The 16,075-nt window shown below is 32.0% G+C and carries 16 protein-coding genes and 2 other annotated features; of the genes, 12 read left to right on the top strand and 4 right to left on the bottom strand.

The genetic code is table 11. From position 1 onward, the window contains the following. Positions 1-13 precede the first annotated feature (13 nt). From EP747_RS20395 to EP747_RS20385, 4 genes are all read left to right on the top strand, one after another. Positions 14-721 (top strand): ABC transporter ATP-binding protein, encoded by a 708-nt coding sequence (locus tag EP747_RS20395; protein WP_129691902.1) that lies wholly within the window; start codon positions 14-16, stop codon positions 719-721. Between the two features lie 536 nt (positions 722-1,257). Further along, positions 1,258-1,677, top strand: coding sequence for a hypothetical protein (locus tag EP747_RS20390; protein WP_129691901.1), 420 nt, complete (start codon positions 1,258-1,260; stop codon positions 1,675-1,677). A gap of 14 nt (positions 1,678-1,691) precedes the next feature. After that, positions 1,692-1,856: a hypothetical protein gene (locus tag EP747_RS24385; protein ID WP_165347181.1), complete on the top strand. Its 165-nt coding sequence runs from the start codon at positions 1,692-1,694 to the stop codon at positions 1,854-1,856. A 232-nt stretch (positions 1,857-2,088) separates the two neighbouring features. Beyond that, complete coding sequence (locus EP747_RS20385; RefSeq protein WP_129691900.1) at positions 2,089-2,292, top strand: hypothetical protein; 204 nt, start codon at positions 2,089-2,091, stop codon at positions 2,290-2,292. A gap of 187 nt (positions 2,293-2,479) precedes the next feature. Here EP747_RS20385 and EP747_RS20380 read toward each other — a convergent pair whose 3' ends face one another. After that, positions 2,480-2,908, bottom strand: a complete 429-nt coding sequence (locus EP747_RS20380; RefSeq protein WP_129691899.1) for a hypothetical protein — start codon at positions 2,906-2,908, stop codon at positions 2,480-2,482. A gap of 212 nt (positions 2,909-3,120) precedes the next feature. Beyond that, positions 3,121-3,300, top strand: a binding site (T-box leader). Positions 3,301-3,380: 80 nt separating this feature from the next. Between EP747_RS20380 and EP747_RS20375 the strand changes: the two genes are divergently transcribed. The 4 genes from EP747_RS20375 (at position 3,381) to EP747_RS20360 (ending at position 6,231) form a co-directional block, all read left to right on the top strand. Beyond that, positions 3,381-4,766, top strand: a complete 1,386-nt coding sequence (locus tag EP747_RS20375; protein WP_129691898.1) for a glycine--tRNA ligase — start codon at positions 3,381-3,383, stop codon at positions 4,764-4,766. 127 nt (positions 4,767-4,893) lie between these two features. Next, positions 4,894-5,616, top strand: coding sequence for a Bax inhibitor-1/YccA family membrane protein (locus EP747_RS20370; RefSeq protein WP_129691897.1), 723 nt, complete (start codon positions 4,894-4,896; stop codon positions 5,614-5,616). Positions 5,617-5,731: 115 nt separating this feature from the next. Continuing rightward, the gene (locus tag EP747_RS20365) at positions 5,732-5,926 is read left to right on the top strand and encodes an NETI motif-containing protein (RefSeq protein WP_129691896.1); all 195 of its coding nucleotides are present in this window, start codon (positions 5,732-5,734) and stop codon (positions 5,924-5,926) included. Positions 5,927-5,988: 62 nt separating this feature from the next. Further along, the gene (locus EP747_RS20360; RefSeq protein WP_129691895.1) at positions 5,989-6,231 is read left to right on the top strand and encodes a DNA alkylation repair protein; all 243 of its coding nucleotides are present in this window, start codon (positions 5,989-5,991) and stop codon (positions 6,229-6,231) included. 192 nt (positions 6,232-6,423) lie between these two features. On the opposite strand, the gene corA is transcribed toward EP747_RS20360, so the two are convergent. Next, on the bottom strand, positions 6,424-7,365 hold the full coding sequence (gene corA, locus EP747_RS20355; RefSeq protein WP_129691894.1) for a magnesium/cobalt transporter CorA: 942 nt from the start codon (positions 7,363-7,365) through the stop codon (positions 6,424-6,426). Positions 7,366-7,829: 464 nt separating this feature from the next. Further along, positions 7,830-8,074 (top strand) — a binding site (T-box leader). Positions 8,075-8,125: 51 nt separating this feature from the next. Here corA and ileS point away from each other — a divergent pair. Both ileS and EP747_RS20345 read left to right on the top strand, forming a co-directional pair. Then, positions 8,126-11,221: an isoleucine--tRNA ligase gene (ileS, locus tag EP747_RS20350; protein ID WP_129691893.1), complete on the top strand. Its 3,096-nt coding sequence runs from the start codon at positions 8,126-8,128 to the stop codon at positions 11,219-11,221. Positions 11,222-11,406: 185 nt separating this feature from the next. Then, positions 11,407-11,592 (top strand): hypothetical protein, encoded by a 186-nt coding sequence (locus EP747_RS20345; protein ID WP_129691892.1) that lies wholly within the window; start codon positions 11,407-11,409, stop codon positions 11,590-11,592. An 86-nt stretch (positions 11,593-11,678) separates the two neighbouring features. On the opposite strand, the gene EP747_RS20340 is transcribed toward EP747_RS20345, so the two are convergent. Then, positions 11,679-12,281: a LysE/ArgO family amino acid transporter gene (locus EP747_RS20340; RefSeq protein WP_129691891.1), complete on the bottom strand. Its 603-nt coding sequence runs from the start codon at positions 12,279-12,281 to the stop codon at positions 11,679-11,681. A 99-nt stretch (positions 12,282-12,380) separates the two neighbouring features. On the opposite strand from EP747_RS20340, the gene EP747_RS20335 reads away from it, so the two are divergent. After that, a complete protein-coding gene (locus EP747_RS20335; RefSeq protein ID WP_129691890.1) occupies positions 12,381-13,802 on the top strand; it encodes a PLP-dependent aminotransferase family protein in 1,422 nt (473 codons plus the stop codon). Between the two features lie 235 nt (positions 13,803-14,037). On the opposite strand, the gene EP747_RS20330 is transcribed toward EP747_RS20335, so the two are convergent. Then, positions 14,038-15,243: a cytochrome P450 gene (locus tag EP747_RS20330; RefSeq protein WP_129691889.1), complete on the bottom strand. Its 1,206-nt coding sequence runs from the start codon at positions 15,241-15,243 to the stop codon at positions 14,038-14,040. 260 nt (positions 15,244-15,503) lie between these two features. On the opposite strand from EP747_RS20330, the gene EP747_RS20325 reads away from it, so the two are divergent. Then, entirely contained in the window at positions 15,504-16,046 is a 543-nt protein-coding gene (locus tag EP747_RS20325) for a GNAT family N-acetyltransferase (protein WP_129691888.1), read from the top strand. Positions 16,047-16,075 lie beyond the last annotated feature (29 nt).

The raw sequence follows: 16,075 nt of genomic DNA, 5'->3' as shown, positions 1-16,075 counted from the left end.
GGAGTACGAAAAGATGACGCTATTACAATTAAAAGATATTAACTCTTTTTACGGTGGTATTCAAGCACTGAAAAATATTAACATTGAAGTAAATGAAGGTGAAATTGTAACATTAATTGGAAGTAACGGTGCGGGAAAATCTACTACTCTAAAAACGATTTGTGGCCAAGTTAAACCAAAATCTGGAACGCTGATTTATAAAGGTGAAGAAATTATAAAGCTACAATCCCATGAAATTGCCTTAAAGGGAATTGCACATGTACCAGAAGGAAGAAGAATCTTTTCTAAATTAAGTGTAAAAGAAAATTTAGAGATGGGTGCTTTCTCAGTAAAAGATAAAAAACTAATCGCTGCACGCATGGAAATGGTATTTGATTATTTTCCAAGACTGAAAGAGCGTATAAGCCAAAAAGGCGGTACGATGAGTGGAGGAGAACAACAAATGCTAGCGATTGGTAGAGGACTGATGATGGGACCATCATTGCTAATGCTAGATGAGCCATCAATGGGTCTTGCTCCAATTATCGTTGAACAAATATTTGAAATCATTGAGCAACTAAACAAACAAGGAATGACAATCTTATTAGTCGAACAAAACGCATACCAAGCATTACAAATTGCTCACCGCGGCTATGTAATTCAAACTGGTGAGATTCAAATGGTTGGTGAAGGTAAAACATTAATGAATAATGAAGAAGTGAAAAAAGCATATTTAGCTTAAATAAAAAAGTCAGTTCATTTGATATGAACTGACTTTTTCACGCTGTTGGAAAAAGACTTCGTCAAGTAAATGGAACGAATTTTTCGTGGTATTTTTTTAGTCATCAAAATTTGTCTATTTAGAACTCCTCGGTATCGTGCGTAGCGAAAGCCGTGGAGTTCTTTACTTTGAGCAAAAACTTAATTCTACTGTATAGGGTCTAACTGACCTTAATATCTTCCCTCGAATTAATAGCCATCTCTAGTCGTAGTTTTATATCAAAAAGGTACACCACAACGCCAGGCATACAGATCTTCATTTACTTTTGAAAATGAATTTCCTACTTTCTTTATGTTCATTAGTAGTACATAAAAATGCCCCTTGTGTGATTTATTGCTAAAATGTGAATAATTACATTATTTCACAAAATTACCATAATTTACGAGGAAAATATAATTAAAATATATTAATCTATTATTGAGCGCTCAGTTATGTTTCTTAAATAAAAAAATATTTTCAAAATTTAAATCTGAAAATAAAATAAAGGAGAGTATACATTGATTAATATAAATAAATTGAACTTTAAAAAAAAGGTTATTCTTCTAACTGTAGCTATTTTAGGTGGAGCTTTATTTCCAACTATAAGTGATGCGGCTTCAAGTAAATATAATCATAATCATACAGGTTATACATGTTTTAAAATGTCAAGTTATATGTCTGCGTCTGAGGTTAGTAAATTAGCAAAGCAAGCAAATAGTATAGGGTCAGCTACAGAATTAGCAGCAGCACTAGGTGGTGCTTATAAAGGTTGGATTGCCCCATTAGCTTTTGTATATGGTAAAAATGTGAAAGCTCAAATGAAACCATTTACAGATGCTTCTAAAGCAGGTAAGGGTATTGAGTATAGTTATATTAATCATACTAGCGTATATACAACTGATTCATATAATACAAATGAAGCTTTTAAAATAAAATAATAGGAGGGATATAAATGAACAGAAAAAATATTATTGCTACAATAATATATTTAGTTTTTGCACTAAGCTTAGTCTTGGTAGGACCCTTTGAAAGTACAAGTAATATAATTTTGATAATTATAGCAAGCTCAATTTTAGGTGTATATAGAAAATATTTAAAAAAAGTGCACTATTCCTAAAGACCTAAATTGTTAAAAAAAGAGAAAATAAAATATTGAATACTAAAATGTAAATCCAATATAAACACCTTTTATGTCTATTAAAATTCATTAAGGATGTTTTAGTATATGTAATACCTACTCATTTTTAAAAGTGATCTCTCCTTTTAATCTTTCTAACTATATAAATTATATTATGAAACTAAATAAATATCTTTGTTGTATATTGTATAACATTACATTTGGAGTGGTAATGCTAGGAATTAAGTTAGCAGAAGGATATTGCAATTCATTGGATGCTACAGGATTTAAAAAACAAAAGTTAGATGTATTACATAAAACTGTAGCTTTTGCTGGATCGCAAATTTTTGATAATAATCAAGTTGAAGTATTCTACAAATTTCAGCTTTTGGAGACATTAAGAATATTGATTTTAGTACTTTCAACACAGGTATAAAAGATGTGGATTTGCTCTATGTCAACTTTTTTCTTATTGGATCATTTAGCAAGTGCTTTATTATTTGGAGAGATAAGAAAGCCTAAATTATAAATCGATGTAAGGCTAATACTAATAACGTATGCATTCATGAAAAAAGTCAGTTCATATATCAATAATGAACTGACTTTGACTTTTTTGTAAAATATTATCTATTAGAAATAAATTCCGAAACTTTTAATTGTTCTTCACTTGACGCATTGTTAATTGAAGATTGAAGTGATTCCTCTAGTAAACTACGATTCTTGTAAAAATCTTCATGTTTACTATTATAATAGTACTTCACTGCTTCTAAATCTGAGAAAAACTCTTTTCCAAGCTTTAGAAGAAATGTTACTGGAAGTCCTTCGATCACTACTGTATTTACATTTTCAGAAATTTCATTTACCGTACTGTTTGAAGTTGAAATCATTTCCTCGTTTAATTCTTTAACAAGTAATTGTTCGAACCCTTTTATTTTATTGTTTCTTTTGTTCACGATTCGCTTTTTGTTTGTCTTTAATAAACGAATGGAATGATGTTTATCAAGCAATACTGCTGAACGTTTCTTTTTCTTTAAAAAAATGCTGCTACTCAAAACTAGCACTCCCTTCTGATAGTATAGGTATATAAATAAAACAACTTTTCTATCATACCAATTAATGCACATACTGTAAAGGTTTTATCTTTACATGATAGTTCCCAAAAAAATATTCAAAAAATTCACCGAATTTTTTTATCATAATTGTTCATAATAATATTTGACTTAATCATTGTCACTTTGTTAAAATAACAACATATTATTTAATACATATAACGTTGACGGAAAGAAGTACCTAAAGATTGTTTTGTATAGCGAATTGAGGATGGTGTGAGCTCAATCAAAACCTTTAGCGAAAGGCATTCCTGAGTTAATTCTTAAAGTGGACAATTTTTTTAATTGTCAACTAGGGTGGAACCGCGGGTGCATATACAGCTCTCGTCCCTAGGCAGAAAATGCCTAAGGATGAGAGCTTTTTTATTTCATTCTTGCATTTTCAAAAAACAATTGAAAATTGGAGGCAAATGAAATGTCAGAAAAATCGATGGAAGTCGTAGTAAGTCATGCTAAACACAGAGGATTTGTATTTCCAGGATCTGAAATTTACGGTGGTTTAGCAAATACGTGGGATTATGGTCCACTAGGTGTTGAATTAAAAAATAATGTGAAAAAAGCTTGGTGGAAAAAGTTTGTTCAACAAAGTCCATATAATGTTGGATTAGATGCTGCAATCTTAATGAATCCACGTACATGGGAAGCTTCAGGTCATATTGGTAACTTTAATGATCCAATGATCGATTGCAAAAATTGTAAAGCTCGTCATCGTGCAGATAAATTAATCGAAAATGCACTTGAAGAAAAAGGAATGGAAATTATCGTTGATGGTCTACCATTTTCTGAAATGGCTAAATTAATTGAGGAACATAAAATTGCTTGTCCTGATTGTGGTAGCCATGATTTTACAGAAATTCGTCAATTTAACCTAATGTTTAAAACATTCCAAGGTGTTACTGAGTCAAGTACGAATGAAATTTTCTTACGTCCTGAAACAGCACAAGGTATTTTCGTAAACTTCAAAAATGTTCAACGTACAATGAGAAAGAAAGTACCATTTGGTATCGCTCAAATCGGTAAAAGCTTCCGTAACGAAATTACTCCAGGAAATTTCACGTTCCGTACTCGTGAATTTGAACAAATGGAGCTTGAATTCTTCTGTAAACCAGGTGAAGAGTTAGAGTGGTATTCTTATTGGAAAGAAACTGCTAATAAATGGCTTTTAGCTTTAGGCATGAATGAAGAAAATCTTCGTTTACGTGAACATAGTGCAGATGAATTATCACACTATAGTAACGCGACAACTGACTTTGAATATAAATTCCCATTTGGTTGGGGCGAATTATGGGGCATTGCGTCTCGTACAGACTATGATTTAAAACAACATATGGAATATTCAACTGAAGATTTCACATATCATGATCCAATTACAAATGAAAAATACGTTCCATATTGTATCGAGCCATCATTAGGTGCAGATCGAGTTACATTAGCATTTTTAATTGATGCTTATGAAGAAGAAGCATTAGAAGATGGTACTTCTCGAACAGTAATGCGTCTACATCCTGCATTAGCACCATATAAGGCAGCAATTTTACCATTATCAAAAAAATTATCAGAAAATGCACAAGAAGTATTTGCTTCTTTAGCAGAAGATTTTAATGTTGATTTCGATGAAACTGGTTCAATCGGTAAACGTTATAGACGTCAAGATGAAATCGGTACTCCTTTCTGTATTACTTACGACTTCGAATCAATTGAAGATGGAAAAGTAACAGTTCGTGACCGTGACACAATGGAGCAAACTCGTGTTGCAATAAGTGAATTACAATCATTTTTAGCAAATAAAATTAAATTTTAATTTAGTTTTTTGAAATAAGGTGTCCTTTTGGACATCTTTTTTCATATATTTTATTAAAGCTTGTTTAAAGTTTAAGAAATTTACTAAAAATGGTAAAATAAAGGTATAAAATAAAGGAGGAGTTTAAATGAGGAGTTCAAATCCTATCTTAAATTCTGAACGATTAACGAAATCAAGGCATTCTGCTAAAGCGATGACGATAGGTGGGACAATTGGTAAAACAATAATCGCATTAATCTTACTAATCGCAACAGCGGGATACTCATTTTATCTAACGGCAACTGGAACACTTAATTCTAAAGTATTTATAGGATGTTTAATCGTTGCATTCATTCTTGGGTTAGTAACATCTTTTTCTCCTAGAATCGCGCCGATTACTACACCAATTTATGCAGCAGTTGAAGGGATTCTAATTGGAAATATTTCAGCAGTTTACGAAGCAACATATGGAATGATTGTCCTACAAGCAGTTCTATTAACAATAGCAATTATTGCAGGAACATTAATTTGTTATGCTACTGGACTTGTTAAAGTAACGCACCGTTTTAGATCAATTGTTTTCGGCTTAACAATCGGAGTATTTATATTTTATTTACTAACGATGGTCCTTCAACTATTCCATGTTCCAATTCCATATATTCATCAATCTGGTCCAATAGGAATATTTGTTAGTTTAGCGATACTTGTTATTGCATCATTAAATCTATTTTTGGATTTTGATTTAATTACGACAAGTGTTAGACAAGGTGCACCAAAAGAATTCGAGTGGTATTGTGCTTTTGGTTTATTAGTAACAGTCATTTGGGTTTATATTGAAGCACTTCGATTCCTTTCGAGGCTTCGCGATTAAATAATTTTTTAGTCAGTCAGACCTTACTCTCAAATGAAAGTAAGGTTTTTTACTATTTTGATTTGAATTCAATCATAATTAGATAGAATTACTATAGTAGAAAGTAGGGAAATAAATGAGTAAGAAAAAATTTGAAGTCTTTGAAAATGAAACGATTAATGATTGTTTAGAAAGAATGCAAAGAGAAGGCTATACTCCAGTTAAAAGAATGGAAGTACCAATATTTTCAGAGCAAATGGTAAATGGAAAGGTAGAAATTGAACCGACTGGAAGAAAAATTGTATTTGAAGGAAAATTAAATACGAATTAATTTGAATAAATATAATAATTTAATGGAATAGTAACCTTATATGAATAAAATGAGGTGAAAATATGCATAAATTAGCATGTCCACGCTGTAAAACAAACAAAAGTAGATTTTATTTAATCGAACAAAACCCAAAAGCAGTTAAATTAAATGCTCAAAGCGGAGATGTTGAAATAGAAGAATATGTTTCAAGTGGGCTAGATCCATTTTTTGTTCCATATAAAGGTCCAGAATATTTAGTTCAATGTGGTGCTTGTGGTTTAATTGAACAAAGTGTAATGTTTGAAAAAACAGCGGATTCATTGTAATTTTAATATCAAAACTAAGTGAATATACAATCAAGTACCTATAGAATTAAAATAAGATGACGCTGATTACAGAGGTCATCTTATTATTATTGGATAGCTTTTTTAAAAGTGTCCATTGTAAAGGGGGCACTTTTGAAGTAGTTAGTTTTTTCTTTTACAACTTCTCATTTTTGTCTTACTTAATGACTATTTTTAGAACCAATCTTTTTTCTTGAACCACATCACTAATCCGATCACGATGAATAGCATGATCACCCAACAGTAATAATAACCATACTTTAATTGAAGTTCAGGGATGTGAACAAAATTCATTCCGTATACACCGACGATGAATGTTAGTGGCATGAACACAATCGAGACCGATGTTAACATTTTCATCGTTTTATTCATTTTGTGTGAGTTCGTTGAAATATAACTTTCTCTGATGTCATTTGCCATTTCCCTGTTATCTGCAATGTCATCTAATAATTTTACTAAGTGTTCGTAGACGATTCGCAATTTCTTTGTCGTTTCTTTGTCAATTTCAACGTGAGTTGAATTTAATATACGATAAATTAAATCTTTTGTTGGTTTAACGGTTTTTCTTACTTTTGATAACTTACTTACTTGTGTTTTAATTCCATCAATCATGCTTAGATCGGAATTTGATCCTAATTCATCAATCTCTTCGATGTCATCTTCAATTTTTTGGACGATTGGAAAGAGTTTGTCGACAATTTCATCACAAATGTAATACAGGATTCGTTCTGGTTTCATACCTTTTGCACTCTTTAATCCTTTTAGTTTGTTCCACACAATTTGTATCGCATTTGACTCCTCCCAACAAAATGAAACGATGTACTTGTGGGACAAAAAGAGATCTATTTCAGCTTGTTCCATGTTTTCCTGCAATGATTGTAGAATGATAAAACGATAGCCATCGTAATAGTCCATTTTCGGTCTTTCTTTATAGCTTACACAATGCTTAATTGCTATTTCATCGAAGTGGAATTGAGTTCGCAATAAGTCAATTTCTTCTTTTTTAGGTTTTCCAAAATCGACCCAAATCCAATCAATTTGTTCGGAATTTAATTCTTCAATTGATACATCAAATGCATGGGTTCCGTCTTTGTATATAGCCATCGTTTTGATCATTTCGGCACACCCTTTTTCTCGTTAATTTTCTCCAAAATCAGTTTAACACAATATTCTCCCATTAGTTCCTGAAAAAAATTAGAAGTAAGTTTTAACGATTTACACAAGATTGTATAGTTTAAAATCGTGAAACTAGAAAAGAAATTGAACAAATAGAAATGGATAAAGAAGAGAATCAATCTCCGCTTTTCTTTCCTTTAGTGGCGGATACTAGTGAAAAGAGATAAAAAGATATTTTTCTATAAAAAGGATCATTAACTTTTGTCATTTAGAAGTTTCTGTTACCGTTGGAATGAGGATCCTAACGTTCTTGACACTTAAGCTTTGACACTGTAAAAAATATATAAGAAATGTTGTAACAATGATCAAAATAACCAAATTCGAATTAAGGAAAAAATAAATTTAAGAAAACTTTGACTTTTTAGTAGTCGATGGATATAATAAATAACAATTAAAGCACACAAATGAATTCAATGACGAGAAAAGTAATTTTCGTTACTGTTCTACAGAGAGCCGGGGAAGCTGAAATCCGGTGAATAGTACTTAAATGAAGATCCTCTCCGAGAAGTCAAACTGAAAACATAAGTAGGTTTGAACGGGTGTCTACCGTTAAAAGGAACGCGTATGATTGTACGTGACTAAGTGCTATTGAAGAACGGACTTTTTTCAATAGAATTAGGGTGGTATCGCGGTTAAACCCGTCCCTTATCATAGGGGCGGGTTTTTGTGTGCTTTAAAAAAATGAGAGAGGCGATATCATATGGAAAAAGATAGTACAAAAGCATCAGTTCAACATCGTGAAAAAAAGATTAGTGAACTTTGGTCTAAAAATGATACCTTTATTAAATCAATTGAACAAAGAGAAAATAAACAAACTTTTGTTTTTTATGAAGGTCCCCCAACTGCAAATGGCTTACCACATGTTGGTCATGCATTAGGTCGTACAATAAAAGATGTGGTAGCTAGATATAAAACAATGGCAGGTTTCCAAGTTGTTCGTAAAGCTGGATGGGATACTCATGGATTACCAGTTGAACTTGGTGTTGAAAAGATGTTAGGCATTTCAGGTAAGGCAGAAATAGAACGATATGGTGTAAAAGCTTTTCTTGAGAAATGTAAAGAAAGTGTTTTTACTTACGAGAAGCAATGGAGAGATTTTACTGAACAGTTAGGTTATTGGGTGGATATGGATGATCCATATGTAACATTGGATAATTCTTATATCGAAAGTGTATGGAATATCCTCGGGACAATTCATGAAAAAGGTTTACTAGTAAAAGGTCATCGTGTTTCACCGTATTGCCCTAGCTGTCAAACATCACTAAGCTCACATGAAGTAGCGCAAGGATATAAAGATGTTAAGGATTTATCTGCAACCGTTAAGTTTAAACTGCAAGATGAAGAAAATGTCTATTTCCTTGGATGGACGACAACTCCGTGGACACTTCCAGCTAATGTAGCGTTAGCTGTAAATCCATCAATGGAATATGTTCGTGCTAAAAAAGGTGAGGAAGTATATATTCTTGCGAAGGCTTTATTAGAAAAAGTATTAAAAGCTGATTACGTCGTTTTATCTGAATTTCTTGGGGCCGATCTAATCGGTATTAGCTATTTACCACCATTTAATTTCGTAAATGTTGAAGTTGGATATAAAGTTGTGAAAGCAGATTTTGTAACTGAAGGTAGTGGTACTGGAATTGTTCATATCGCACCTGCATACGGTGAAGATGACTATAAGGTTGTTCAAGAAAATGGGTTATCCTTTGTAAATGTAGTGAATGAAAAAGGCCAATATACAGATGATGTACCTAATTTTCAAGGTCGTTTTGTTAAAGAGTGTGATGTAGATATAGTGAGGTATTTAGCCGAAAAAGAATTATTATTTAGTAAAGAAAAATATGAGCACAGCTATCCTCATTGTTGGCGTTGTGATTCACCTTTACTCTATTATGCGAATGAAAGTTGGTTTATTAAAACGACCGCATTAAAGGATGAGTTTATTAAAAATAATGAAGAAGTAACATGGCACCCAGATCATATAAAACACGGTCGATTCGGTAATTTTTTAGAACAAATGGTAGATTGGAATATTAGCCGAAAAAGATATTGGGGCACCCCATTAAATGTTTGGGAATGTGATTCATGTAATCATCAATTAGCACCAAAAAGTATAAATGAATTATGTAACTATTCAGTTGAAGAAATTGATGACTCAATTGAACTGCATAAACCTTTTGTTGATGAAGTCATTCTTAACTGTCCAAATTGTAAAGGGAATATGAAAAGAACACCTGAAGTAATTGATGTCTGGTTCGATAGTGGTTCGATGCCATTTGCCCAGTATCATTATCCTTTTGAAAATAAAGAAAAATTTGCAAAACAATTCCCAGCAGATGTTGTCATTGAAGGGATTGATCAAACGAGAGGCTGGTTCTATAGTTTACTTGCAGTATCTACTTTATTTACTGGAGAAGTACCTTATAAACGAGTATTATCACTAGGCCATGTATTAGATGAAAATGGACAAAAAATGTCTAAGAGTAAAGGTAATGCACTTGATCCAGTAGAATTAATTCAAAAATATGGTGCTGATTCATTACGATGGGCTTTATTAGTAGACAGTGCGCCTTGGAACCCGAAGCGTTTTTCTGAAAGGGTTGTACAAGAAGCGAAATCGAAACTCATTGATACATTCGACAATGTTTATAGTTTTTACAGTTTATATGCAAATTTAGATGGATTTAATTCAAAAAATCAATATGATTATCAATCAAGTACATTGGATAAATGGATCATTTCCCGTTTGCATAGCACAATCAAAAATGTAACTAAAAATTTGGAGGAATATCAATTTACAAATGCTGCAAGAGACATCGCTAAATTAGTAGATGAAGTAAGCAATTGGTATGTTAGAAGGTCAAGAGAACGATTCTGGTCAAATGGAATGAATAAAGAGAAGGCAGCGGCTTACTATACACTGTTTGAAGTATTAACAAAAGTAAGTCAATTATTAGCTCCTTTTACACCATTCTTAGCAGAAGATGTTTATTTTAATTTAACAAATCAAAGCGTCCATTTATCTGAGTTTCCAGTTTGCGATGAAACACTAATCGACGCTCAGCTTGAAGTGGAAATGGATGCAGTTCTAAAAGTTGTGGAACTTGGAAGAAGCATCCGAAATGCAAATTCTTTAAAGATTAAACAGCCACTAGCTAGTTTAACTTTAGTTAGTAACAATGAGGAGATTGATTGGGGTTTATATAAAGAAATTGTTTTAGATGAGTTAAACGTAAAAAAATTCCAACAAGTAAACAACGAAAATGAGTTTTCAATCTTAAAAATGAAATTGGATTTTAAAAAATCAGGAGCAAAATTTGGAAAGCTTTCAAATTTAGTTAATAAATCACTTCAAACATTAACAAATGAAGAAGCAAAAAGAGTGATTGAAAGTGGGTACGTTAATGTATTAATTGAAACAGGAGAAACTGTTAAAGTCGACTCACAAGATATTTTAGTTGAAAAAAGCGCAAAAGAAGGTTTTGCATCAGCGACGAATGGTGAATATACAGTGACACTCGACACTTTACTAACAGAGGATCTTATCCAAGAAGGTACTGTAAGAGAACTCATTAGGTCTATTCAAGAATACCGAAAAGAATTGAATCTACCAATTAATATGCGCGTAGACATTGGAATAACAGCTAATCCAGAATTTATTGACATCATTGAAAAGTTTAAAGGAATGCTTGAGGAAAACTTATTAATGAGAAAACTGGTTGTTAGGAATCAAGTGAGCGGAAAAGAAATTAAAGTTGGTGATTATCAATCTGAAATTGAATTAGTTGCTTCTAATTAATTGAATAGTTTAAGTGTAATGACAGACTAATAACAAGATTTTAGTCTGTCATTTTTCTTCTTAAATGACATAGGAATATAGTGCAGAATTAGGATTCTGGCACCTTTTTTTAATTCAATAGTTAAAAGGTTTATTAAAATAACTGTTGAATTAATTAATTTGTAGAATGATTTAAGGAGGATTAGATGATTTCTAAAAAGAGCATTTATGTATATTTGGTTTACGCATTTTCATTTGCAGTATCGTATTTTTTAGTTAGAGTATTCTTATTTCATGGCGAAAATAACTCAGCATTTGCAGGTTCTATTGGCGGTGGATTTATTGGATTTTTACTATCTATTATTTTTGCTAAACCTACAGAAAAAAGATAAATTTAAAAACGGTTATTCAACTACTCCATGTTTTTGTTGAACTATTTATAGAGGATAATCATTATTCGATTATCCTCTAATGTACATTAAGTTAATCCAATTAAAAGATAAATGGAAGTTCCCCAAATAAACAAGGCAGAGCATTTGTTGAATATGTTCATTAAACCTCCTGTACTGTCTACTTTCTTCATGACTGAGCCCGCGACCGTTAATCCAAAAAACCAAATCCAAGATACTGTAATACATGCGATTGTAAAGAAGACTTGTTCCTTTCCGACATATTTTAATGCACTTGTTCCAATTACACCTACTGTATCTAAGATTGCATGTGGGTTTAATAAGGAAACTGATAAAGCAAAAATAATTTGCTGTCGGCTAGGTAATGCTCTGTTCGATTCATTTGCTGCAGGTTTAGATCTCCAAATAACATACCCCATGTAAACTAAAAACAAAATACCAGCAATCATCAGGCTAATTCTTAGCCATTCAAATTCTAGAACGATAGTGGAAAGTCCAAAAACAGCTAAAAGAATTAAAAAAGTATCACATAGTGCAGCAGTAAAAGTCGCAGGAAGCGCTCGAATTAGTTTTGGTTGTGTAGCACCTTGTGAAAATACAAATACATTCTGTACCCCTAAAGGTAAAATAAGTCCGAATGCTAAGACTAGACCATGAATAATAGCTTCCATCTAATCAACTCCCTTTCAATTACAATCGTACTATGATAAAACTAAAAGAAAACAACCAATTGGATGGTTTTATATCCACCCAATTTTAGGGGGAGTTAGATGAAATGGAAACCAAATCGTGATTCTCATTTGACTGTTCAAGAGCAAATTGTAGATTGGATAAAATCTCGTATTGAACGAGGTGATTGGTCTGTTGGCACAAAGATTCCAACACAGCGTCAACTAGCAACTCAATTTAATGTGAACCGCAGTACCGTACAACTTGCACTTGATGAATTAAGGGCAGATGGTTTGATCGAATCAAAAATGGGTTCAGGGGTATTTGTGGCTAACAATTCTTGGAACGTACTTTTGAGCAAATATCAACCAAATTGGCAGAGACATATTGAATCAAGTATTCATAAACCAAACTACCATACGATTCAACTCATAAATGAACACGAGCAAATGGATCATATCATACGTCTTGGAACAGGTGAATTATCACCTGAATTACTACCAACTAAAGAAATAGAAGATTCGTTAAGAAAGATTTCACTTGATTCCAAAGCAATTGGCTATTCATCTCCACAAGGAAGTGAAAAGCTCCGAGTAATTTTATGTAATTATTTAAAAAAACGTGGTATTGAATCAGCACCAGAGAACATTTTAATTGTTTCGGGTGCACTTCAAGCACTTCAATTAATTGCAGTTGGATTATTGGAAGAAGGATCCATTTTATTCCAAGAACAATTTTCGTATTTAAATTCAGTACATCCATTTCAATCTAATGGTATGCGAATGATTTCAGTTTCAAGGGAACATCAATTAAAAGAAAATTTACGGGCACATAAAGGGAAGAGGCAATCTTTATTCTACTGTGTTCCAACACTAAACAATCCAACGGGCTATAATTGGTCGTTGAAAGAAAAGCAAAATCTATATAATACATGCAAAGAGCTACAAATTCCGATTATTGAAGATGATGTGTATCACGAATTGCTTTTTGAATCATCTTCACCAGCTATAAAATCGCTTGATACATCAGGACAAGTTCTTTATATAGGGAGTGTATCCAAAACACTTAGTCCGGGATTAAGAATTGGTTGGGTTGTTGCACCTTCACCTGTAATTGAACGATTAGCTGATATTAAAATGCAAACAGATTATGGTTCAAGTGCTTTTTCGCAAGAAATCGTATCACACTGGATCTCAAACGGTCTTTACGAAAAGCATCTTGTTTACCTTCGTGAACAATTGCAAAGAAGAGCTAAATACGTAGAAGAAATTTTAAAAAAGGAATTTAAAAAAATAGCTTCATGGAAAAAGTCTGAAGGTGGTTTCTACATATGGCTCAGGTTTCATAATCCAATTGTAAATAAGACCTTATTTTTAAAATTACTTAAACAAAATATATTGATAAATCCAGGTTATATTTACGAACCAAGAGATTTACACCATATTCGTCTTTCTTATGCCTACGCGTCATTAGAAGATTTAAAAAAGGGATTAAATATTTTACTACAAATAAGCCAACTTTGATTTCATTTAGAACTTTATTTTTTTGGTCCCTTTAATTAAGGATAAAGCCAATGGAAAGTAGTTATGTTCATCTATCTGAAAGTGTTGATAATAAGAAACCGATATTGAACAGTTAAAAAGAGCACCGAGATCTCGATGCTCTTTTTTATGTTATTTATTGTTTTATTTCATAACTACAACTTAGTAAAATAAAATTTTAATTTCTATCTGGAAAGTACACAATTTGCTAGAAACTTCATTGAATACTTGCCTGAATTTTTAAGCTTTCAAACCCACGAAATGCAACATTTTTACGGCGAGTCGGCTCCTCAATTAGAACTGCATTAACTAAATGTCTAATCAGTTTTTCAATTGCAATTTGTCCTTCTAATCTAGCAAGAGGGGCACCTAAGCAGAAATGCGGGCCGGATGAAAAGGATAAATGTTTTATATTTTTTCGAGTGATATCAAATGTTTCAGGATTATTTGTGACTTTTGGATCGTAATTGGCTCCACCTAATGAAACCATAAAGTAATCGCCTTTTTTAATCGAATTTCCAGCGAACTCAAAGTCTTCTCTAGCCCATCTGGATGTAAAAATAACAGGTGACTCGTATCTTAATATTTCTTCAATAGCTGAAGGAATTAACGTTGAATCATTTTTTAATAGCTCAAATTGCTCAGGATGTTTTAATAAAAGATAATATCCATTCGTGATTAAATTAACAGTGGTTTCATGACCAGCAATTAATAATAGAAGACAACTTGCGATCATTTCATCCTCACTTAATTTATCACCAGATTCTTCAGCTACAATTAAATTACTGATTAAATCCTCTTTAGGTTCTATTCTTCTATTAGATATAAGATTTCTGAAATAGTTAGAAGCATCAAGAATATCTTTTGACACTAATTCTAAATCCTCCATAGTTGTATTAAAATCAATAAATTTAATAAATGCATCAGACCAATTGCGAAATAAATCTCGATCTTCTTTAGGAACACCTAATAGGTCAGTTATGACAAATACAGGTAATAAATATGAAAAATCACGTATTAGTTCGTGAGTAAATTTTCCCTTCATATTTGCTATTAAATAATCAGCAATTTCATTTACCGAATTTCGTAAATTTTCAACCATTCTTGGAGAAAATGCTTTGTTCACGAGATTTCTCAGTCTTGTATGATCAGGAGCATCTCGAAATAACATCATTTTTCGATTTATTGCAATTGCAGGCATAACACTTTCAGGTATTTGTTCAGGTGGAGTGACTTTGGTTGCTTCTTTTATAAAACGAGGGTCTTTTAGCATGATTTCTGCTTCTCTATAGCCAGTTACTAACCATCCAGTTCTCTGAAATAGCTCCGTGTAAAGCATAGGACTTATTTTTCTAGCGTTACTAAAATACGAATATGGGTCTTTGTAAAACTGCTGTGGATTCACTTTTAATTGATTGTTCATTTAACTGTTCTCCCTTATGAATGAAATGAGTCTATTTATTTCTATTTCTGTGAAAAAGGATTATTCCCAAATTTTGGATAGCACAAAAAAAGGATACTTTTGTACAGAATGATTTTCATGAGGAATTAGGTATAAATGAATAAGAAATAAATCAAATAAAAATTAAGAAAATTAAATCATGATTTATGGTAAAATAAGGTACTTCAAGTAAAAAACTGAGTTTTATCAGATTATTCGACGATAAAGAAGGGGGTAACATGTTGGATTTTCCAATTTTAGAAACAGAAAGATTATCTTTAGTGCAAATTACACAAAAACATGTAGATGAGATTTTTTCCATCTTTTCAAATGAAGAGGTAATTAAATACTATGGTATGGACCCCTTTACTGAAAAAGATCAAGCGGTTAAAATGATCGATTCCTTTCAAACTAGATTTGATAACCAACAAGGAATTCGCTTTGGAATAGTTGAAAAAGAATCAAAAAAATTAATCGGAACAATCGGTTTAAATAATTTAGTCTTACACGCTAGAAGAACTGAAATTGGATATGATTTATTACCTGAATATTGGAGAAAAGGATTTATGTCAGAAGCAATTAAGGAAATTACATCATATTGCTTTGATAAACTAGGACTATATCGAATTGGAGCTTATATTTTTCCAGAAAATAAAGCCTCATCTACATTAGTTGAGAAAATAGGCTTTCAAAAAGAAGGATTACTTAGAGGCTATTTAGTTCAAGGTGATCAATCTCATGATTTAAACGTATTTTCTTTCATTAAACCTGATTGGAAAAAATAAAACGAACAATATTAAACTGAAATAACCAT

It is taken from the genome of Gottfriedia acidiceleris (assembly GCF_004138285.1).
In the GTDB taxonomy this organism is placed as follows: domain Bacteria; phylum Bacillota; class Bacilli; order Bacillales; family Bacillaceae_G; genus Gottfriedia; species Gottfriedia acidiceleris_A.
This window is presented reverse-complemented; position numbering and strand designations above follow the sequence as displayed.